General features: G+C 59.2%; 18 protein-coding genes. 10 read left to right on the top strand and 8 right to left on the bottom strand.

Going from position 1 to position 21,577, the window contains the following annotated elements:
* Positions 1–2: 2 nt before the first annotated feature.
* The 5 genes from imuA to ACQKEK_RS12335 form a co-directional block, all read right to left on the bottom strand.
* Positions 3–620, bottom strand: coding sequence for a translesion DNA synthesis-associated protein ImuA (gene imuA / locus ACQKEK_RS12355; RefSeq protein WP_128121097.1), 618 nt, complete (start codon positions 618–620; stop codon positions 3–5).
* A 110-nt stretch (positions 621–730) separates the two neighbouring features.
* On the bottom strand, positions 731–1,054 hold the full coding sequence (locus tag ACQKEK_RS12350) for a DUF3325 domain-containing protein (RefSeq protein WP_499142852.1): 324 nt from the start codon (positions 1,052–1,054) through the stop codon (positions 731–733).
* On the bottom strand, positions 1,051–2,565 hold the full coding sequence (locus ACQKEK_RS12345) for a PepSY-associated TM helix domain-containing protein (protein WP_499142851.1): 1,515 nt from the start codon (positions 2,563–2,565) through the stop codon (positions 1,051–1,053). The genes ACQKEK_RS12350 and ACQKEK_RS12345 overlap by 4 nt, the downstream gene beginning before the upstream one ends.
* Positions 2,562–2,858, bottom strand: a complete 297-nt coding sequence (locus ACQKEK_RS12340; protein WP_128121099.1) for a DUF3649 domain-containing protein — start codon at positions 2,856–2,858, stop codon at positions 2,562–2,564. Before ACQKEK_RS12340 ends, ACQKEK_RS12345 begins: the two co-directional genes overlap by 4 nt.
* Before the next feature lie 13 nt (positions 2,859–2,871).
* Positions 2,872–4,911 (bottom strand): TonB-dependent siderophore receptor, encoded by a 2,040-nt coding sequence (locus ACQKEK_RS12335; RefSeq protein WP_499142849.1) that lies wholly within the window; start codon positions 4,909–4,911, stop codon positions 2,872–2,874.
* Positions 4,912–5,363: 452 nt separating this feature from the next.
* Between ACQKEK_RS12335 and mtnA the strand changes: the two genes are divergently transcribed.
* The 8 genes from mtnA to rpsA all read left to right on the top strand — a co-directional run bounded on the left by mtnA (position 5,364) and on the right by rpsA (position 17,693).
* Positions 5,364–6,440: an S-methyl-5-thioribose-1-phosphate isomerase gene (gene mtnA / locus ACQKEK_RS12330; RefSeq protein WP_128121101.1), complete on the top strand. Its 1,077-nt coding sequence runs from the start codon at positions 5,364–5,366 to the stop codon at positions 6,438–6,440.
* Positions 6,441–6,564: 124 nt separating this feature from the next.
* On the top strand, positions 6,565–9,372 hold the full coding sequence (gene gyrA / locus ACQKEK_RS12325) for a DNA gyrase subunit A (protein ID WP_128121102.1): 2,808 nt from the start codon (positions 6,565–6,567) through the stop codon (positions 9,370–9,372).
* Between the two features lie 140 nt (positions 9,373–9,512).
* Positions 9,513–10,598, top strand: coding sequence for a 3-phosphoserine/phosphohydroxythreonine transaminase (gene serC / locus ACQKEK_RS12320; RefSeq protein ID WP_499142846.1), 1,086 nt, complete (start codon positions 9,513–9,515; stop codon positions 10,596–10,598).
* Positions 10,598–11,695: a prephenate dehydratase gene (pheA, locus tag ACQKEK_RS12315; RefSeq protein ID WP_045427855.1), complete on the top strand. Its 1,098-nt coding sequence runs from the start codon at positions 10,598–10,600 to the stop codon at positions 11,693–11,695. Before serC ends, pheA begins: the two co-directional genes overlap by 1 nt.
* Positions 11,696–11,798: 103 nt before the next feature.
* On the top strand, positions 11,799–12,908 hold the full coding sequence (gene hisC, locus ACQKEK_RS12310; RefSeq protein WP_499142844.1) for a histidinol-phosphate transaminase: 1,110 nt from the start codon (positions 11,799–11,801) through the stop codon (positions 12,906–12,908).
* Complete coding sequence (locus tag ACQKEK_RS12305; RefSeq protein ID WP_499142842.1) at positions 12,905–15,151, top strand: bifunctional prephenate dehydrogenase/3-phosphoshikimate 1-carboxyvinyltransferase; 2,247 nt, start codon at positions 12,905–12,907, stop codon at positions 15,149–15,151. The genes hisC and ACQKEK_RS12305 overlap by 4 nt, the downstream gene beginning before the upstream one ends.
* Complete coding sequence (gene cmk / locus ACQKEK_RS12300) at positions 15,148–15,834, top strand: (d)CMP kinase (RefSeq protein ID WP_499142840.1); 687 nt, start codon at positions 15,148–15,150, stop codon at positions 15,832–15,834. Before ACQKEK_RS12305 ends, cmk begins: the two co-directional genes overlap by 4 nt.
* 173 nt (positions 15,835–16,007) lie before the next feature.
* Positions 16,008–17,693 (top strand): 30S ribosomal protein S1, encoded by a 1,686-nt coding sequence (rpsA, locus tag ACQKEK_RS12295; protein WP_128121106.1) that lies wholly within the window; start codon positions 16,008–16,010, stop codon positions 17,691–17,693.
* A 186-nt stretch (positions 17,694–17,879) separates the two neighbouring features.
* Here rpsA and ACQKEK_RS12290 read toward each other — a convergent pair whose 3' ends face one another.
* The gene (locus ACQKEK_RS12290) at positions 17,880–18,323 is read right to left on the bottom strand and encodes a MarR family winged helix-turn-helix transcriptional regulator (RefSeq protein ID WP_127839107.1); all 444 of its coding nucleotides are present in this window, start codon (positions 18,321–18,323) and stop codon (positions 17,880–17,882) included.
* Between the two features lie 79 nt (positions 18,324–18,402).
* On the opposite strand from ACQKEK_RS12290, the gene ACQKEK_RS12285 reads away from it, so the two are divergent.
* Positions 18,403–19,569, top strand: coding sequence for an aminotransferase-like domain-containing protein (locus tag ACQKEK_RS12285; RefSeq protein ID WP_499142838.1), 1,167 nt, complete (start codon positions 18,403–18,405; stop codon positions 19,567–19,569).
* Between the two features lie 34 nt (positions 19,570–19,603).
* Positions 19,604–20,209, top strand: coding sequence for a glutathione S-transferase family protein (locus ACQKEK_RS12280; RefSeq protein ID WP_045427839.1), 606 nt, complete (start codon positions 19,604–19,606; stop codon positions 20,207–20,209).
* Between the two features lie 88 nt (positions 20,210–20,297).
* On the opposite strand, the gene folE is transcribed toward ACQKEK_RS12280, so the two are convergent.
* Together folE and ACQKEK_RS12270 are read right to left on the bottom strand one after the other, a co-directional pair.
* Positions 20,298–20,843: a GTP cyclohydrolase I FolE gene (folE, locus tag ACQKEK_RS12275; RefSeq protein WP_128121110.1), complete on the bottom strand. Its 546-nt coding sequence runs from the start codon at positions 20,841–20,843 to the stop codon at positions 20,298–20,300.
* Positions 20,844–20,951: 108 nt separating this feature from the next.
* Positions 20,952–21,509, bottom strand: coding sequence for a Smr/MutS family protein (locus ACQKEK_RS12270; RefSeq protein WP_499142836.1), 558 nt, complete (start codon positions 21,507–21,509; stop codon positions 20,952–20,954).
* Positions 21,510–21,577: the final 68 nt, after the last annotated feature.

Here is a 21,577-nt window from a genome sequence, read left to right as displayed (position 1 = left end):
GCTCACTGCCATCCCACGGCAGAAATTGGCTGGACGGGCGCCAGCCCGCCGCGGCACTTGAGTACACGCACTTGAGCCGGGCGAGCTTCGACTGCCAACCGCAACGCCGCTGGCGAGGGGTTTACCGCTTCGCGCAAAGAGCGATAGGCGAAGGCGAGTGTCTGCCCGGTCTCAGCGGCCACCTGCAGGCGACGCAAGGCGCGGTCATCGGCCTGCTGTGGCCAGCACAGCACCGCACCGCAACTGCCTGAACGCAAACACTGTTCCGCCGCCCATAAGGCGTCGCGTCCGTGCGCCTGAACGAGACTGAGTTGGCGCAGGTCGACCCCGGCAGCGAGCCAGGCATGAGGGAAGGGCAGGTGAGGCGGGGCGACCAGAACTACCCGTTCGCCGGCACTGGTCAACCGTGCCAGGGTGGGCCAGAGCAGACGCAGTTCGCCGATGCCGGTGGTGGCGATCAGCAGCTCGCTCAGTGCCGAGTCCGGCCAGCCCCCGCCGGGCAAGGCGGCGTCCAGGGTGGGATGGCCGGTCGGCTGGTTACTGGTCGAGACGATGCTTGGCTGGCCTCGCCATAGCTGGCGCGCATCGAGCAATCGATCAAGGGAGACAACGGAGGACATGATGAACAGCAAATCCAGAATACTGTATATGGATACAGTATTCTGCTTTGCCCGAACGCGGGTCAAGTCGATGTGATGAACGTCATCGACTCAAGGTCTATACGGCCAGCTCACATCAGAGTGTTCAGCGCCCCTATCAAACCCAGTGCAGCGCCCATGGGCACTGCCATGCGCTCACGCCAGGCGAGCATCAGGCCTACCAGCACCCCGGCGCACATCAGTTGCCCCAGGCAGACCACCAGGCCGATGGCCCATCCCAGCGCTGCGACATCCAGCAGGACGATGGCAACCAGCAATCCGCCTGCCAACAGGCGCAGCCCACGTTGCTGCAGGAGGCTCGGCGCGCGATTGAACACTTGACGATGGTGGCGAGGCATCGCCAGGCACAGCGCAAGCATGCCGATGTAAGCCAAGGCAAAAGCAAGTAGCGTCATGGCGAAACCTCCTGCATGCGCCGCTCACGTGCCGGTCGCGTCTCTGGCTGGGCGAGGGCCCGCCAGCCGCACACCAACCCGACGGCAAGCAATACCAGGTCGATGCCGAAGAGCGTCATGTCACCCCGACTCAGGCTCGCAACAAGGTGTCCTTGCGGAGCCACGATGGCGTTCAGCGCGGGCAGACCGAGGGCGAGAATCGCTAGCGCGGCGAACAACTGACGGCTCAATCGTGCCGGCTGGCCGTGTCCGATGCAGGCGAAAACTGCCACCGCCAACCAGCTCAAAGCGAAGCACCAGCCTTCGATTGCCGCTCGGTCGGGCAGGGTGTCTGGTAACAGACGATTGGCCCAGAGCAGTGTCAGCGATGCGATGGGCAGTCCGAAAAAGACCGCGCCGTTGAGCGCGCGTACCACCTGTATCCCCTTCGACTGCCGAGCTTCACGCTTGCGTAGCCAGACTGCTGAACCTGCGACCAGCATTGCGCAGCCGGCCAGCCCCATCAGGCCATAGAACAGCCGAACGATCTGCCCGCCAAATTGAGCCATGTGCAAACCGACGAGCCACATATAGGCCTCGTAAGTGGCAGGTGCCTGTTGCTGGTGGAGCATCTCGCCAGTGGTTGCGTCGTAATTCAAGGTGTCCTGTGGCGAGCCGATGCGTGAAGGGTCAAGCCGACGAATGCTGACCACTGCCGAGGCGTCGAACGGGTGCTCTACGATCAACCAGCCCGGCTCGCCGCCATTCCAGCGCTGACGGGCATCGTTGATCAAACCGTCCAGTGAGGTGAGTTCACCTGCAGGCTTGTCCATCTCATTACGGTGATAACCGCCCTGGACCTCCTCGAAGAAGACCAGCGGATCACTGTCATAGGCCACCATTGCTCCGGCTGGCATGTAGGTCGCGACAAAAATGGCGACGCCCGTGTAGGCCAGCACCAGATGGAAGGGCAGGCCAATCACTCCAAACAGATTGTGCGCGTCGAGCCAGGCACGTTGACCGTTGGCTTGCGGCCGGAGGGTAAAGAAATCCTTAAATATCCGCCTGTGAACGATGATCCCGGACACCAACGCGACCAGCATGAACATGCCGGCCAGGCCGACGATATACATGCCGATCGTGCCCGCCTGCAGGTTGTAGTGCAGGGTGAAGAAGAACTCGCCTCCCAGGGTGTCCGGCATGGGTTTGCCAGTGGCGGGATCGAAGACGGCACGCCCACGTTCGCCCGTGCCATCTTTCTCCCAGCCCAGCTTCCAATAAGGCTCGCGCTCGGTAGGACCATGGAGCCAGTAAGCATGTAGGGGACCTTCGACATTGGCATTCAGCCACTGCCTGACGTTATCCGCCTCGATGCTGCTGGTTGCGGGCACGTGCAGGGCCGGTCGCATCCAGCGTTCGAGCTCCTTGTCGAAACAGGCCAGCGTGCCCGCGAACAGAATCACGAACAGTAACCAGCTGGGCAGCAGTCCGCCCCAGGTATGCAGCCCCGCCATCGATTGACGTAAGGTCACGGTCGGCTCCTCCATTCAACAGGCAGATAGGCAGCCAGGCAGAGCAGCACTGTCAGCGCTCCCAGCCACAGCCAGGCCCGCAAGGCGCTGCGGGCCGCAAAGGTATAGATGACGGCAGCCACCCAGACGGCAAAACACAGCAGGCTGGCCGTAACCACTCGATCCGCTCGCGCCAAGGGCAGGTAGACGGACAGGAAGGCGGTAAAGCCGAATGCCAGCGCATAGCCGCCGAACAGGGCGGCCGTGATGCGTCCGGCTAGATCCAGCCGTCGCCGCGTTAACGTCGCGTTCATTGAAAACCCTTCATCAGAAGCTGTAACTGACGGTGCCGACGACTGTACGGCGATTTCCGACGAAGCAGTCGCCACGTGCCAGGCAGGTGGTGTAATAGGTTTCGTCTTCCAGGTTGGTGGCGTTGAGCCTGAAAGCCCAGTCCTGATAGCGATAGCCGAGCATGGCGTCGAACAGGGTCGTCGAAGGGGTTTTCAGCGTGTCCCGTCCGTCCCAACTGGCACCGACATAGCGAGCACCAGCCCCCGCTTCGAAGCCGGAAACGCCAAACAGCGAGAAGCGATGTTGTGACCACAGCGATGCCATGTGCTCTGGGATCGAGGCGATGCGGGCCCCTTCTTCGGCTGACGATCCTTTGACGACCTCGGTGTCGAGGTGGGTATAGGTCGCGATCAGATCCCACATCGGGGTAATGGCAGTCAGGGCTTCGAGTTCGAGGCCCCGTATGCGAACTTCGCCGGTCTGCACAGTGTTGTTGGGGCGGATCGGGTCCGGCATCTGCCGATTCAGCTCGCGAAGATCGAACACGGCGGCGGTATAAAGGCTTTGACTAGCAACCGGCTGATATTTAACCCCCAGCTCCCATTGTTCGCCTTCCCTAGGCTTGAACGATTCTCCGTCTGCGTCCAGGCCGATGGTCGGTAGAAAGGACTCGCTGTAACTCAGGTAGGGTGCCACGCCGTTGTCGAACAGGTAGGTGAGACCGACGCGTCCGGTAACCGCGTCATCCTTCTGCCGTGTGCCCCCTTCCGTGCGGTTGTCGGCCCAGTCTTTGCGCATGCCGAGGGTCAGCAACCAGCGCTCGTACTTGAGCTGGTCTTGAACGTAGAGGCCTTGCTGGGCGATGGTCTGATCCGGCTGATCGGTATAGGTAACGATCGAGGGGTCGAAGGTGCCATAGACCGGGTCGTACAGGTCGAGCGGAGTCGCTGAACCACCAGCGCGCTTCTGGCGAGAGTCTGCATGCTGATAATCACTGCCGATCAGCAGGGTATGTTGGATCGGGCCCGTATCGAACAATGCTTGGGCATTGTGGTCGGCAACCCAGGCATCGACCTCGGTTTTGGCGCCGTAATAGATACGATTGAGCGTCCGGTTGTCAGCGTTGAGCGCCAAAGGACGGAAATTGCCGTAGATCTGCTGATAACTGACTTCGCTTTCTTGGTAGCGCAGGTTCTGCCGTAGCGTCCATACATCATCCAGGCGCCAGCTGACTTGTGAGGTTAGGGCGAGCTGTTCGGTGTCGTACTCGTCATAGTTAGGCTCGCCGACGAACAGATCAGTGTCGAACTGGCCGTACGGTGCATCGAGAACCGTGCCGCGGTGCGGTAAAAACATGGAGCTGGGCACGCTATCGTCGCGTTGCACATTCGCCAGCAGTGTCCACTCGATGTCATCGGTGGGTCGCCAGGTGATTGAAGGCATCAGAACCATTCGCTCACTGTCGACATAATTGACCTGGCTGCCGCTTTCACCCGCAATGGCGACGACGCGATAGAGCAGGCTATTGTCTTCGGTCAGCGGGCCGGTGGTGTCCACTGCGATTTGCTTGTGGTCGTTTTTGCCGTACTGCAGTTGCAGATGGGTTTTCTGATCTTCGCGAGGCCGCTTGCTGACTTGATTGACCAGTCCCCCGACCGGGCTTTGCCCATACAGCATCGAAGACGGCCCCTTGAGTACTTCGATTCGCTCCAACGTAAAGGGATCCGTGCGGGTATTGGTGTAGCTGCCAAAGCTCTGTTGCAATCCATCGAGGAATAGCACCGGTGATGTTCCGCGTATGAGTGCGAAGTCTCCACGGCTGTCCAGCCCGTACGCCTCGCCACGCACGCCAGCGGTATAACGCAGAGCATCCTGCAACGTCAGCGCGCCCTGATCGCGCATGCGTTCGGCGGTGATCACGCTAATCGACTGCGGGATCTGCAGAATCGGGGTATCGGTCTTGGTACCTGTTTGCGTGCGCGTCGCAACGTAACCATCAACCGGGCCGTCGCCTCGCTCGGCCTCACTCGCCACGACATCCTGAGCAGGTAGTTCGAAAGTCGAAGCATCCACCCTTGGTCTCTCCTCAAGCGCCTGCGCTAGCGCAACCGTGCAGAGAGACGCAGCCGGGATGGCCACACTGGCGGCACGTAACGCTGTGAGCAATGGCCGCAGGGAAGGGTGGTGTGTCATGACTTTTATCATTCCGTTTGAAAGAAGTGCGCATGTTAATGCGAATCCATATTATTTGTAATCATCAATGGATTTCGCTGACATACGCTGCGACCCATGGGTCTTGCGTGGACCGCCATCAACAGCAACCATCCGCCTCCGCTTGTGCTAGCAAAATCAGTCGATTAGGATTCGCGCCGGGTAAACGGTGCAAGGCGAGTACTCGGTTCGCCGTCCCAATCCTATTGAAGCGAAGAAGCCCGGCCTGAAAGCGACCGGGCTTCTTTGTTTTCCGACCTTGATCCAGCGCCAGATCGCTCGTCCAGGTCGCTGCTAATCAAAAGAGGTATGCCATGCGCGAACGTTTGTTGGCCGCGGAAAAGGTAAAGGCCATCGAATGGCAGGGCGGACAGCTGCGTTTGCTTGACCAGCGCAAACTGCCACTGGAAGAGCTGTGGCACACCTACGATTCTGCTGCAGCAGTGGCTACGGCGATCCGCGAGATGGTCGTGCGTGGCGCGCCCGCCATCGGCATCAGTGCTGCATACGGGCTGGCCATGGGGCTCAGAGCCCGACTCGCCGAAGGTGGGGACTGGCGCACGGCTCTCGAATCCGATTTCGAAATGCTGGCTGCCTCGCGTCCGACCGCCGTCAATTTGTTCTGGGCGCTGAATCAAATGCGTGAGCGCCTCGACCGCTTGAAGCCTGGCGAGGATCCATTGACCGCTGCCGAGGCTCAGGCGGCGTCCATTCATGCCAGTGATCGCGAAGCCAATCTGACCATGGCGCAGTTCGGCGTCGACCTGATCCGCAAGCACCAGGGCAATCCACAGAATCTGCTGACTCATTGCAATACCGGTGCGCTCGCGACTGGTGGCTTCGGTACTGCACTTGGCGTGATTCGTGGCGCACATCTGGAAGGGCTTGTCGAGTGCGTCTACGCCGATGAAACCCGTCCCTGGCTGCAAGGCTCTCGGCTGACGGCCTGGGAGCTGGCCGGCGAGGGCGTGCCGGTCATGCTGAACGCTGACTCGGCGGCGGCGCACCTGATGAAGACGCGTGGCATCACCTGGGTCATTGTCGGTGCCGATCGGATCACCGCCAACGGTGACGTCGCCAACAAGATCGGGACCTATCAGCTTGCCGTGCTGGCCATGCATCATGGCGTGCGGTTCATGGTAGTGGCGTCCAGCGCGACCATCGATATGGAGCTGGAGTCAGGCGATGACATTCCCATCGAGGAGCGCGCCGGCCATGAGCTGCTGGAGGTCAACGGTCAGCGGTTTGCGGCGGATGTCGACGTCTTTAATCCAGTGTTCGATGTCACCCCTGCTGACCTGATCGATGCCATCGTCACGGAAAAAGGCATCGTCGAACGGCCCAATGCAGCCAAGCTCGCCGCGCTGATGAGCCGCAAGCGGCTCCACTGAATTGGCAATGCATATCCCGGACATATATTCCAGGATGTGCATCCTGGAGCCTGCGGCTCCCCAGCTGTGATACCATTCCGCGCTTAATCGCAGGACCCTGCTGACTACAAGGAACCAGGCTTCCATGGGCGAACTGGCCAAAGAAATCCTCCCGGTCAATATCGAAGACGAACTCAAGCAGTCCTACCTCGACTACGCCATGAGCGTGATCGTCGGTCGCGCGCTGCCGGATGCGCGCGACGGATTGAAGCCTGTGCATCGCCGTGTGCTTTTTGCCATGAGCGAGCTGGGCAACGACTGGAACAAGCCGTACAAGAAATCCGCCCGTGTGGTCGGTGACGTGATCGGTAAATATCACCCCCACGGTGACTCGGCGGTTTACGACACCATCGTGCGGATGGCGCAACCGTTCTCGCTGCGCTACTTGCTGGTCGATGGCCAGGGCAACTTCGGTTCGGTGGACGGCGACAACGCCGCGGCCATGCGTTACACCGAAGTGCGCATGTCCAAGCTGGCGCACGAGCTGCTGGCGGATCTGGACAAGGAAACCGTCGACTGGGTGCCCAACTACGACGGCACCGAGCAGATCCCGGCAGTCATGCCGACTAAGATTCCGAACCTGCTGGTCAACGGTTCCAGCGGTATTGCCGTCGGCATGGCGACCAATATCCCGCCGCACAACCTCAGTGAAGTCATCGACGGTTGCCTGGCACTGATCGAAAACGCCGACATCACCATCGATGAACTCATGCAGTTCATCCCGGGGCCGGACTTCCCAACCGCGGGCATCATCAACGGTCGTGCCGGCATCGTCGAGGCCTACCGTACGGGTCGCGGGCGCATCTATATGCGTGCCCGCTCGATCATCGAAGACATCGACAAGGTCGGCGGCCGTCAGCAGATCGTCATCACCGAGTTGCCTTATCAGCTAAACAAGGCACGGCTGATCGAGAAGATCGCCGAGCTGGTCAAGGAAAAGAAGCTCGAAGGCATCACCGAGCTACGCGACGAGTCCGACAAGGACGGTATGCGCGTTGTTATCGAGCTGCGCCGTGGTGAGGTGCCTGAGGTCGTACTAAACAACCTCTACGCTCAGACTCAGCTGCAGAGCGTGTTCGGCATTAACGTGGTGGCCCTCATTGACGGCCAGCCACGTACGCTCAACTTGAAGGAGCTGCTAGAAGCCTTCGTTCGCCATCGCCGCGAAGTCGTCACCCGTCGGACCGTTTACGAGCTGCGCAAGGCGCGTGAACGTGGGCATATCCTCGAAGGTCAGGCCGTCGCGCTGTCCAACATCGATCCTGTAATCGCACTGATCAAGGCCTCACCGACGCCAGCCGAAGCCAAGGAAGCGCTGATTGCCGAAGCCTGGGAATCCAGCGCTGTCGAGTCGATGGTCGAGCGCGCCGGTGCCGACTCCTGTCGCCCGGAAGGCCTCGATCCGCAGTACGGTCTACGCGACGGCAAGTACTACCTGTCACCAGAGCAGGCGCAGGCCATTCTTGACCTGCGCTTGCATCGCCTGACTGGCCTTGAGCATGAAAAGCTGCTCAGCGAGTACCAGGAGATTCTGACTCAGATTGGCGAGTTGATCCGCATCCTGACCAACCCGGCACGTCTGATGGAGGTCATCCGCGAGGAGCTCGAAGGCGTCAAGCGGGACTTTGGCGACAAGCGCCGCACCGAGATCCTCGATGCGCGCCTGGACCTGACGCTGGCCGACCTGATCACCGAAGAAGAGCGTGTCGTCACTATCTCCCATGGTGGCTATGCCAAATCACAGCCGCTGGCTGCCTATCAGGCGCAGCGTCGCGGTGGTCGTGGCAAGGCCGCAACTGGGGTCAAGGAAGAGGACTACGTCGAGCATCTGCTGGTTGCCAACAGCCACACCACGCTTCTGCTGTTCTCCAGCAAGGGCAAGGTGTACTGGCTCAAAACCTATGAGATTCCCGAGGCGTCACGCACATCGCGCGGTCGTCCGCTGGTGAACTTGCTGCCGCTGTCCGAGGGCGAGCACATCACCGCGATGCTGCAGGTCGATATCGAGGCGGCACGTCAGCAACAGCTGAACGGTGACGAGGATATCGAGGACGCCGAAATCATCGGCGAAAGCGATGATGTCGAAGAGGCAATCGAGGGTGACGAGACCGATGACTCGGTGGATGAGCCTACGGGTACCTACATCTTCATGGCGACTGCGAAGGGCACCGTGAAGAAAACGCCGCTGTCGCAATTCAGCCGCCCGCGTAGTGTGGGTCTGATCGCACTGGGCCTGGAGGAGGGTGACACTCTTATCGCAGCCGCTGTAACCGATGGTGCGCGCGAGGTGATGCTGTTCTCCGACGGCGGCAAAGTGATCCGGTTCAAGGAAAAGCACGTCCGTACCATGGGTCGTACCGCTCGCGGTGTGCGCGGCATGCGCCTACCTGAAGGTCAGCGCCTGATTTCGATGCTGATCCCCGAGCCGGATGCCCAGATCCTAACGGCGAGCCTGAACGGCTATGGTAAACGCACCGTCTTGGCTGAGTTCCCGCGTCGCGGCCGTGGCGGCCAAGGCGTAATCGCCATGGTTTCGAACGAGCGTAACGGGCCGCTGGTTGGTGCCGTCCAGGTGCAGCCAGGCGAGGAAATCATGCTGATTTCCGATCAGGGCACCCTGGTGCGTACCCGTGTCGACGAGGTGTCGTCGCTGGGACGCAATACGCAGGGCGTCACCCTGATCAAGTTAGGCAAGAATGAACACTTGGTCGGTCTTGAGCGTGTACAAGAACCCTCTGAGGAAGACGTTCTGGAAGACATCGAGGCGGTAATCGATGAGGATGCGCTGGATAAGGAAATGCCAGTAGTCAGCACCGAGCCAAGCGAAGATGACTTGCTGGGCGGCGGCGGTGACGTTCCGCCAGATGTAGTGCCCACCGACGACGAGGGCTAATCAAACGACGGCGTAGCCTCCTAGGCTCGCCGTCGTTTCGTTGTATGCCTCTCTGCAGATTAAGGAATGGCGAGCACCCGTGCGGGCCCCCGGGTCCGGATGGAGCGAGCAAGGTATCGACCGTTTTTGAGAGAACGAAGATGAGCAAACGCGCGTTCAATTTCTGCGCTGGCCCGGCCGCGCTCCCTGAGGCCGTATTGCAACGCGCCCAGGCCGAACTCCTCGACTGGCAAGGTCGGGGCCTGTCGGTGATGGAAATGAGCCATCGCAGTGACGAGTACACGGCGATCGCCGAGAAGGCCGAGCAGGATCTACGCGACCTGCTGAGCATTCCTTCGAACTACAAGGTGCTGTTCCTGCAGGGTGGCGCCAGCCAGCAGTTCGCTGAGATTCCGCTGAATTTGCTGCCAGAAGACGGCGTCGCCGATTACATCGATACCGGTATTTGGTCGCGCAAGAGCATCGAAGAAGCCAAGCGCTACGGCCACGTCAACGTAGCCGCGAGTGCCAAGCCATACGACTATTTCGCGATCCCCGGCCAGAATGAGTGGAAACTCAGCGCTGATGCGGCATATCTGCATTACGCAAGTAACGAAACCATTGGCGGTTTGCAATTCGACTGGGTGCCTGAGGTCGGTGATACCCCGCTTGTTGTCGATATGTCATCGGACATTCTTTCTCGCAAACTGGACGTATCCCGCTTCGGCCTGATCTATGCCGGCGCGCAAAAGAACATCGGCCCGTCGGGACTTGTGGTGGTTATCGTTCGGGAGGACTTGCTAGGTCGTGCACGCTCAAGCTGTCCGACGATGCTCAACTACAAGGTCGCTGCCGATAACGGCTCCATGTACAACACGCCTGCCACTTTTTCCTGGTACCTCTCGGGCCTGGTGTTCGAGTGGCTGAAGGAACAGGGCGGCGTCGAGGCCATGGAGCAGCGCAACCGCGCCAAGAAGGATCTGCTCTACGGCGTCATCGATTCCAGCGATTTCTACTCGAATCCGATCGCCACTAATGCCCGTTCCTGGATGAACGTACCGTTCAGGCTTGCCGATGAACAGTTGGACAAGACGTTCCTGACGGGTGCCGATGCGCGCGGCTTACTTAACCTCAAAGGTCACCGTTCGGTGGGCGGCATGCGTGCTTCCATCTACAACGCAGTCGGCCTGGATGCGGTCGAAGCGCTGGTCGACTACATGCGCGAGTTCGAGAAGGAGCACGGCTGATGAGCGATGTCGACCGGCTGAAGGCGCTGCGTGTACGCATCGACAGTCTCGACGAGAAGATCCTCGAGCTGATCAGCGAGCGGGCGCGCTGCGCTCAGGATGTGGCTCGGGTCAAGACCGCTGCGCTGGCAGAAGGTGAAGAGGCGGTGTTCTATCGCCCCGAGCGTGAAGCCTGGGTGCTCAAGCACATCATGGAGTTGAACAAGGGGCCGCTGGACAACGAGGAAATGGCGCGTTTGTTCCGCGAAATCATGTCGTCCTGTCTGGCGCTGGAGCAACCGCTGCGGGTCGCCTACCTCGGGCCGGAGGGCACCTTCTCCCAGGCCGCGGCACTCAAGCATTTCGGCCAGGCTGTGATTAGCAAACCGATGGCTGCGATTGACGAAGTGTTCCGTGAGGTGGTCGCCGGCGCGGTCAATTTCGGCGTAGTGCCCGTGGAGAACTCCACCGAGGGGGCAGTCAACCATACTCTCGACAGTTTTCTCGAACACGACATCGTCATCTGCGGCGAAGTCGAGCTGCGCATTCATCATCATTTGCTGGTTGGCGAAACGACTAAGACGGATCGCATCACCCGTATCTACTCTCATGCACAATCGCTCGCGCAGTGTCGCAAATGGCTGGACGCACACTATCCGAACGTTGAGCGCGTGGCGGTTTCCAGCAATGCCGATGCCGCCAAGCGGGTCAAAAGCGAGTGGAATTCCGCAGCCATAGCAGGTGACATGGCGGCTCAGTTGTACGGCCTGAGCAAGATTGCCGAGAAGATCGAGGACCGCCCGGATAACTCCACGCGTTTCCTTATCATCGGCAGTCAGGAAGTACCGCCTACCGGTGATGATAAGACCTCGATCATCGTCTCCATGCGTAACAAGCCGGGCGCGCTGCATGAGCTGTTGATGCCGTTCCACTCCAACGGCATCGATCTCACGCGGATCGAAACGCGGCCGTCGCGAAGCGGTAAATGGACCTACGTGTTCTTCATCGACTGCATCGGCCATCATCAGGATCCGCTGATCAAGGATGTCCTGGAGAAAATTGGCCGCGAAGCGGTGGCACTGAAGGTGCTGGGGTCCTATCCGAAAGCAGTACTCTAATTAGCAGCTGGAAGCTGGGAGCTGGAGCCAGGAGTCGAGAGCAACGCCGTTGCTTCAATCTTCACGCTTCAAGGTTCGGGCTTGCAGCTCAGCGGAGCTGAATATGTCGTGTGATTTCCTTGCGCTGGCTCAGCCAGGCGTGCAGAAGCTGTCGCCCTATGTGCCCGGTAAGCCGGTGGACGAACTGGCCAGAGAGCTCAATCTAGATCCGCGGACCATCGTCAAACTGGCCAGCAACGAGAATCCGCTGGGGCCCAGCCCGAGAGTCATCGAAGCGATCCGGGCGCAGCTCGACGAGCTGACCCGCTATCCCGACGGCAACGGTTTCTTGCTGAAGCAGAAACTGGCACAACGCTATGAAGTCGGCATCGAGCAGGTCACGCTCGGCAATGGCTCCAACGATATCCTTGAGCTGGTTGCGCGGGCCTACCTCGCGCCGGGTCTCAATGCGGTTTTCAGCGAGCATGCGTTCGCGGTCTATCCCATCGCTACACAGGCGGTCGGCGCGCAGGCCAAGGCTGTTCCGGCCAAACAATGGGGACATGACCTGGATGCCATGCTGGCCGCTATCGATACGAACACTCGGGTCGTGTTCATCGCCAACCCCAATAATCCTACTGGTACCTGGTTCGGCGCAGAAGCGCTGGAGCGGTTCCTGGTAGCTGTGCCCGAGCACGTTCTGGTGGTCCTCGATGAAGCCTATATCGAGTACGCGGCTGACGGTGAATTGCCGGATGGCCTGGCGTTCCTGAACACTCATCCGAATCTGCTGGTGTCGCGGACTTTTTCCAAGGCTTACGGGTTGGCGGCGCTTCGTGTGGGCTACGCGATCTGCTCAGCGCAGATTGCGGATGTCTTGAATCGCGTGCGCCAGCCCTTCAACGTCAACAGCATCGCGCTTGCCGCAGCCTGTGCTGCGCTCGATGACGTCGAATATCTGGCCAGAAGCCGGGCGAGTAATGCCGCCGGAATGCAGCAACTCGAAGCCGGTTTCAGCGAGTTGGGACTGGAATGGATACCTTCCAGGGGTAACTTCATAGCGGTTGATTTCGGCCAAGACGCGGCCCCTATCAACCAGGCGTTGCTGCGTGATGGGGTTATCGTACGGCCTGTAGCCGGCTATGGCATGCCGACTTTTCTTCGGGTTTCGATCGGCACCGAAACTGAAAATGCACGATTTCTCGACGTGCTGCGTAAGGTGCTTGGGCGTTGATTCGAAACGGCGAATCGCTCCCAGGGGGGGCGCCGCTGCCACGTCTGGCTGTTGTCGGCCTGGGCCTAATCGGTGGCTCATTTGCCAAAGGGTTGCGTGAGGGTGGGTACTGCGCCGAGGTGGTCGGGTTCGACTTGGACCCTCGCTCGCGCGAGCTGGCCGTCGAGCTAGGGGTGGTGGATCGGTGCGCAAGCAGCCTCGCGGAGGCTTGCCTGGGCGCGGATGTGATTCAACTGGCCGTCCCGATCCTGGCAATGGAGCGTCTGCTAGCTGAGCTCGCGTTGCTCGATCTTGGCCACTCAGTGCTGACGGACGTCGGTAGTGCCAAGGGCAACGTGGTTCGCTGTGCTCGCGAACATTTCGGTCGGATGCCGCCGCGCTTTGTGCCTGGGCATCCGATAGCCGGCTCGGAACAGAGTGGCGTGACTGCTGCCCAAAGCACGCTTTTCCGCCGACACAAAGTGATCCTGACGCCTCTGGAAGATACAGATCCGGCTGCGCTGGCGCTTGTAGACGGGCTGTGGCGTGCGCTTGGCGCCGATGTCGAGCATATGGACGTTCGGCATCATGACGAGGTGCTGGCTGCCACCAGTCATCTGCCGCATCTTCTGGCGTTTGGTCTGGTGGATTCGCTGGCAAAGCGCAACGAGAACCTGGAGATTTTTCGCTACGCCGCGGGTGGATTTCGAGATTTCACCCGTATTGCGGGCAGCGATCCGGTGATGTGGCACGACATATTTCTCGCCAATCGCGAGGCGGTGCTGCATACCCTGGACGATTTTCGTGCCGACCTCGACGCCCTGCGCGCCGCGGTCGATGAAGGAGACGGGCACACATTGTTGGGCGTGTTCACGCGCGCCAAGGCTGCCCGGGAACATTTCAGCAAAATACTGGCTCGCAGAGCCTATGTGGACGTTATGCATTCCAAAGATCTGATCTTCCTTGCCAATCCTGGCGGCAGCCTCAGCGGCCAACTTCGTGTGCCAGGTGACAAATCCATTTCCCATCGTTCAATCATGCTTGGCTCGCTTGCCGAAGGCACCACTGAGGTTGAAGGCTTTCTTGAAGGCGAGGATGCGCTTGCAACCATCCAGGCATTCCGCGACATGGGGGTGGTCATCGAGGGTCCGAATCAGGGACGCGTGACGGTTCACGGTGTTGGCTTGCACGGCTTGAAGCCGCCGCCAGGACCGATCTACCTCGGTAACTCTGGTACCTCGATGCGCCTGTTGTCTGGTCTGCTGGCGGCGCAGCCATTCGACACGACGCTCACCGGTGACGCTTCGCTGTCCAAGCGCCCGATGAACCGTGTCGCCAAACCCTTACGCGAAATGGGTGCGGTGATCGAAACGGCCGCTGACGGCCGCCCGCCAATGACTATTCGCGGTGGTCAGAAGCTCTCTGGTATGCACTACGACATGCCGATGGCCAGTGCTCAGGTCAAATCCTGTCTGCTGCTCGCGGGCCTATATGCGGCTGACGAAACATCGGTCACGGAGCCTGCGCCGACACGAGATCACACCGAGCGGATGCTGCAAGGCTTCGGTTATCCGGTGCAGGTCAAGGGCAACACCGCTACGGTCGAATCTGGTCATACGCTGCGCGCGACTCAGATCGAAGTGCCTGCCGATATATCGTCCTCGGCTTTCTTCATGGTTGCAGCCAGCATCGCGCCTGGCTCCGATATCACGCTTGAGCACGTGGGGGTCAATCCGACCCGTACTGGTGTCATCGACATTCTCCGGCTGATGGGCGCCAACATCGAGTTGAGCAATCTTCGCGAAGTGGGTGGTGAGCCGGTTGCGGATATTCGAGTGCGTGCTGCGCAGCTCAAGGGAATCGATATCCCGGAAGACCTCGTGCCGTTGGCGATCGATGAATTCCCGGTGCTGTTCGTTGCGGCATCTTGCGCCGAAGGGCGAACGACGCTGCGCGGAGCTGAGGAGTTGCGGGTCAAGGAGTCTGATCGCATTCAGGTAATGGCCGATGGTCTGCAAGCGCTGGGCGTGAGTGCCACGCCTACAACGGATGGGATTATCATCGAAGGCGGCGGGGGCCTAGGCGGAGGCGAAGTCTGGGCACACGGCGATCATCGTATCGCCATGTCCTTCAGCGTAGCCGCGCTTCGCGCCAGCGCGCCGATCCGAATTCACGACTGTGCCAACGTCGCCACTTCGTTCCCGAACTTCCTTGCGCTGGCCGAGCGGGCCGGGATGCGGGTAGGTGTGGAGGATAACTCATGATCAGGCAGGTCCCGGTCATCACTATCGACGGTCCGAGCGGTTCTGGAAAAGGCACAGTTGCGGCGTTGCTGGCGGCCAAGCTGGGGTGGAATTTTCTCGATTCCGGTGCGCTGTATCGTCTGCTTGCCTTTGCCGCGCGCAACCATGGTGTGGACTTGACCAACGAAGAGGCGCTCAAGCTGTTGGCGGCTCATCTGGACGTGCAATTCGGCGCATCGAAAGGCGGTAACGGGATGCAGATCGTTCTCGAGGGAGAGGACGTCACTCAGGCAATTCGTAACGAGCAAGTCGGAGCCGGGGCGTCTCAGGTCGCCGCCTTGCCTGTTGTTCGCGAGGCGCTTCTGCAGCGTCAGAAAGCGTTTCGCGAGCCGCCCGGGCTGGTCGCCGACGGGCGCGACATGGGCACCGTGGTTTTCCCTGATGCGCCTTTGAAGATATTCCTGACCGCCAGCGCCGAAGAAAGGGCTCGTCGGCGCTACCTGCAGTTGAAGGGCAAGGGCGATGATGTTAATCTCGCGAGTCTTCTCGATGAGATACGGGCGCGCGACGAGCGCGATACCGGACGTGAAGTGGCTCCGCTGAAACCGGCAGACGATGCGGTACATCTGGATTCCACCAATCTTTCCATCGAGCAGGTGCTAGGACAGATTCTGAGCGAAGTTGCCAATCGCGATTTCGCCTGAAGAACGACCGCCGAGAGGTGGCCTGACGGTTTCTCGATAACGAGAGCTGTTAACAAGGAGGCATGTGGGAGACCAGATCTAGTCCCGCAGGCCTTTTTTTATATGAATGAACCCACTTCTATCTGGGATGTGGAGATTGGGCGGATCCTCGTCCGAAAACAGCAGGAATAAACATGAGCGAAAGCTTTGCAGAACTTTTTGAAGAAAGCCTAAAAACCCTCGACATGCAGCCGGGTGCGATCATCACCGGCATCGTGGTCGACATCGACGGTGACTGGGTCACTGTTCATGCCGGTCTGAAGTCTGAGGGCGTCATCCCGGTCGAGCAGTTCTACAACGAGCAGGGCGAGCTGACCATCAGCGTGGGTGACGAAGTTCACGTTGCGCTGGACGCGGTTGAAGATGGCTTCGGTGAAACCAAGCTGTCCCGCGAAAAAGCCAAGCGTGCTGAGTGCTGGATTGTTCTGGAAGCGGCTTTCGCAGCTGAGGAAGTGGTCAAGGGCGTTATCAACGGTAAGGTTAAGGGCGGCTTCACTGTCGACGTTAACGGCATCCGTGCGTTCCTGCCAGGTTCCCTGGTTGATGTCCGTCCAGTGCGTGATACCACCCACCTGGAAGGCAAGGAACTCGAGTTCAAGGTCATCAAGCTCGACCAGAAGCGCAACAACGTTGTCGTTTCCCGTCGTAGCGTCCTGGAAGCTGAAAACAGCGCCGAGCGCGAAGCTCTGCTGGAATCGCTGCAGGAAGGCCAGCAGGTCAAAGGTATCGTCAAGAACCTCACAGATTACGGCGCATTCGTCGATCTGGGCGGCGTGGACGGTCTGCTGCACATCACCGACATGGCCTGGAAGCGCATCAAGCATCCGTCGGAAATCGTCAATGTTGGCGATGAGATCGACGTCAAGGTGCTGAAGTTCGACCGCGAGCGTAACCGCGTTTCCCTGGGTCTGAAGCAGCTGGGTGAAGACCCATGGGTTGCTATTAAGGCTCGTTACCCAGAGAACACCCGCGTTGTGGCCCGTGTTACTAACCTGACTGACTACGGCTGCTTCGCTGAGCTGGAAGAAGGCGTTGAAGGTCTGGTACACGTTTCCGAAATGGATTGGACCAACAAGAACATTCACCCGTCGAAGGTTGTACAAGTCGGCGACGAAGTGGAAGTCATGGTGCTGGACATCGACGAAGAGCGTCGTCGTATCTCCCTGGGCATCAAGCAGTGCAAGTCCAACCCATGGGAAGACTTCTCTGGCCAGTTCAACAAGGGCGACCGCATCTCCGGCACCATCAAGTCGATCACCGATTTCGGTATCTTCATTGGTCTGGACGGCGGCATCGACGGTCTGGTTCACCTCTCCGACATCTCTTGGAACGAAGCTGGCGAAGAAGCCGTGCGTCGCTTCAAGAAGGGCGACGAGCTGGACACCGTCATCCTGTCGGTTGATCCGGAGCGCGAGCGCATCTCCCTGGGCATCAAGCAGCTGGAAGACGATCCGTTCTCCAACTACGCCGCCGTCAATGACAAGGGCAGCATCGTTCGCGGCATCGTGAAAGAAGTTGACGCCAAAGGCGCCATCATCGATCTGGGCAACGATATCGAAGCCACACTGAAAGCCTCTGAAATCAGCCGTGACCGCGTTGAAGATGCGCGTAACGTCCTGAAAGAAGGCGAAGAAGTCGAAGCCAAGATCATCAGCATCGACCGTAAGAGCCGCGTCATCAGCCTGTCCATCAAGTCGAAAGACGTTGAGGACGAGAAGGACGCGATGAAGGAACTGCGTACCAAGCAGGACGTAGAGCCAACTGCCGGTCCGACCACCATTGGTGATCTGATCCGCGCGCAGATGGAAAACCAGAACTAAGTTCTGCGATCCATTAAAAAAGGGCGACTTCGGTCGCCCTTTTTTGTGTCTGTCCCGTCCTGATCAAGAGTTACATATTCGCCTTGACCTTAGTTAACCCGTCCTGAGGAAGGTGTAGGGCTTCGATCTATCATGGATCTCCAGTAGCAAAGCGCCCACCAGTCGAGGTCGAGCTGTTCAATTTTTTCAAGTTCGTATCGTGCCGGTTGCCAATGCCTGGTTAACCGCCAGCCAGCCATTCACCGCTTCTTCCCCAGCATGCTGGAAGGCCCGTTCGAGAAGACGCACCTGTTCTCGTCGCAATGCCTGCTCTAGCTTTGCACCCTCGGCAGTGAAGCGCAGCATGCGCTTGCGCTTGTCTTCATCGGCCGTCCTGCTCTCCACCAGATGCATTTCAATCAGCTGACGCAATGGCGTATTCAAGGCCTGCTTGCTGACCCCCAGGTAGCTGAGTAGCTCTTTAACGCTGAGGTCGGGGTAGCTTGCGATAAAAAACAGGATTCTGTGATGCACTCGGGACAGTCCGCGTCGGGCAAGCATCTCGTCCGGCTTGGCTGTAAACGCCTGATAGCCTAGGAAGAAGCTCTCCATGATCTGGCGCTGAACAGTGCTTTTTTTTAGGTCAGGCATATTGACGTATTTACAGTTGAGGGCGTAATTTGGGTCAAGTAGTTTGACTCATTTTTATTTTTCCTGCATCTGGTGCCCCATGGTCTTCTCCGAACGCATTGACCGCCTGAAAAGCTCGCTGATCCGTGAAATTCTTGCCGCTGCACAGCGTCCTGAGGTGATGTCTTTCGCTGGTGGACTGCCTGCTGAATCCATGCTGCCGAAGGTCGACTGGGCGCCCATGCCGGCGAGCCTGGGTCAGTACGGGATGAGCGAAGGGGAGCCCGCACTGCGCGAGGCCATCGCGGAGGAAGCCCGAGCAATCGGTGTTTCTTGCTCGGCCAGTCAAGTGCTGATCGTCAGCGGTTCCCAGCAGACCCTGGACCTCGCATCCAAGCTGTTCATCGATCGGGGCACCGAGGTGCTGCTCGAGGCGCCGACTTATCTAGCCGCCCTGCAGGCTTTTCAGTTGTTCGGCGCCGACTGTCTGGCGGTGCCACAGGAGTCCGATGGGCCATCGCTGGTCGCGCTGCGTCGGCGGCTGGAACAGCACAAGCCGGCCTTTGCCTACCTTATCCCAACGTTCCAGAATCCCTCGGCGGTCCGTTATAGCGAGGAAAAGCGTGATGCAGTAGCCGCGCTGCTTGACGAGTTCGGCGTGACCCTGATCGAAGATGAACCCTACCGCGAACTGGTATTCGACGAAGGGCGTGCTCGCCCAATCGTTAGCCGCTTGCGCAACGCAAGCTGGATCTACACCGGGACAGTTTCCAAGACCCTGCTTCCAGGGCTACGTGTCGGGTATCTGATCGCAACACCGGACCTGTTCCCTTATCTGTTACGCCTGAAGCAGTCAGCCGACCTGCATACCAATCGCGTTGGTCAGTGGCAGGCGCTTCAGTGGCTCGGCAGCGAGCAGTATCGGTTGCATCTGGGTGAGCTGCGCAGTTTCTACCGCCTGCGCCGTGATGCGATGCAGGCTGCGTTGGATGATCATTTCGCCGATCTCGCCGATTGGCAGGTGCCGCAGGGGGGGCTGTTCTTCTGGCTGCAGCTGAAACAACCGATCGACACCCGAACGCTGCTCGATTCCGCGTTGGCGCAGGATGTGGTGTTCATGCCCGGCGAGCCGTTCTTCGTCGACCCCGAGCAAAATCTCGGCTATCTGCGCCTCAACTTCAGTCATGTCGCGCCAGAGCGCCTTGATGAGGGTATTCGCCGCCTAGCGAGTGTGATACGCGAGGCGCTGTTGGTCGAAGCGGCATAGTTCAAATGTGGTGGATGCACCGCTGGAGGGCAAAATGACATACAAGGTGTACGGCGACTATCGGTCCGGTAATTGCTACAAGGTGAAGCTGATGCTGCACTTGCTGGGGCGATCGTATGAGTGGGTTCCGGTGGATATCCTGCGCGGTGAAAGCCGTGAGGCAGCATTTCTGAAAAAGAATCCCAACGGCAAGATACCGGTGCTCGAGCTGGAAGACGGTAGCTGCCTGTGGGAATCGAACGCAATCCTCAACTTCCTCGCTGAAGGAAGTGAGTTCCTGCCGGCCGATGCCCGGTTGCGGACCCAGGTTCTGCAGTGGCAGTTCTTCGAGCAATACAGCCATGAACCCTTCATCGCAGTGGCGCGGTTCATCAAGGTTTATCTGGGCTTGCCGGACGATCGCCTCGATGAATATGCAGCCAAGCAACTGGACGGTTATCACGCGCTTGATGTCATGGAGCAGCAGCTGCTACGCACGCCCTATCTGGTTGGCGAGCACTACTCGATCGCTGATGTTGCGCTCTACGCCTATACCCACGTGGCTGGGGAGGGCGGTTTCAGCCTGGCGCGGTACCCGGCCATCAGTGCCTGGCTGCAGCGTGTGGCCAGTCATCCGCGCCATGTCGGCATGTTCGATTGAAAGGAAGCGCGCAACCGCGAGCTTTTTGGATGGTCAGCCATAAGTTGACAGGCTTGGACTGCAAAGGCTTAGCGGCTAATAGCTGACCTTATTTGACCAAGCCGAGAAATTCACTACGGGTGGCGGCATTTTCCCGGAATTGGCCGAGCATGACCGAGGTGACCATCGATGAGTTCTGTTTCTCGACGCCGCGCATCATCATGCACATGTGCTGCGCTTCGATCACGACTGCGACACCCCATGCACCCGTAACCTGCTGAATCGCCTCTGCAATCTCGCGGGTGAGGTTTTCCTGAATCTGCAGTCGGCGGGCATACATGTCAACAATGCGAGCGACTTTCGACAGGCCGAGCACCTTGCCGTTGGGCAAATAAGCGACATGCGCCTTGCCGATGAAGGGCAGCATGTGGTGTTCGCACAACGAATAGAGCTCGATGTTCTTGACCAGTACCATTTCGCTGTTATCGGAGCTGAACAGCGCGCCGTTCGTGACGTCCTCAAGCGTCTGCTGGTAACCCTTGCACAGGTACTGCATAGCTTTAGCGGCGCGCTTAGGCGTATCGAGCAGGCCCTCGCGGCTGACGTCCTCGCCGAGTTGGCCAAGGATCGCTGTGTAATGTGTTTCCAGGGACATGTGACTACCTGTCAGGCTTGCAAAAAAAGCGCGAGTGCGAAGGTTAGGGGGTCGACGGCTGGGCTGCAAGCATGCGTCGCACTGACCGGCTTGATTGCGGCGCTGGAATTATTCGTCGCGGCCTTCGAGCATGGTTCGTTTGAGGATTACATATACCCCGCCGGTGCCGCCATGTCTTGGTAGGCAAGAGATGAAGCCCAACACCTGGGCGTGCTGGCGTAACCATGTATTGACATGGCTTTTGATCAAGGGGCGCTTACCGTCTTTTCTTGCGGCCTTGCCATGCGTCACACGCACGCAGCGAATCTCGAATTTGCAGGCTTCGGCGAGAAAGTCCCAGAGCAGTACGCGAGCTTTCTCAACGCTCAGCCCATGCAGATCCAGGCTGCCCTCGAATGGAATTTGGCCGGCTTTCAGTTTGCGCATTTGGCTGTCCTGGACACCGTCGCGCACCCAGTACAGTTCATCTTCAGCCGCAACATCAATTACGAACTGATCGGAAAGCCCATCGATCCTGGTATCGCCGTCGCTGATAGAGGCATTGGCACGTAGAGTGGCTATCTGTGCTTTGTTGCTGCGTGGTTTGCCAGTTTCAGCCCGGTCGTGTTGGATAGGCTTGACGCCACGCACAGCTGATCTGAACAGGGAAAAATCATCTTCTTGCATGAGGCCTCCGCATAAGTCGGCCATTTTATCTCAAAGCCTTTGTCCTGGGCTGCCTTCCCCCTCGAAGG

This window comes from Pseudomonas sp. NPDC077408, assembly GCF_050269105.1.
Lineage (GTDB): Bacteria > Pseudomonadota > Gammaproteobacteria > Pseudomonadales > Pseudomonadaceae > Stutzerimonas.
The sequence above is the reverse complement of the archived record's forward strand: the minus strand, read 5'-3'. Positions and strand labels throughout refer to the sequence as shown.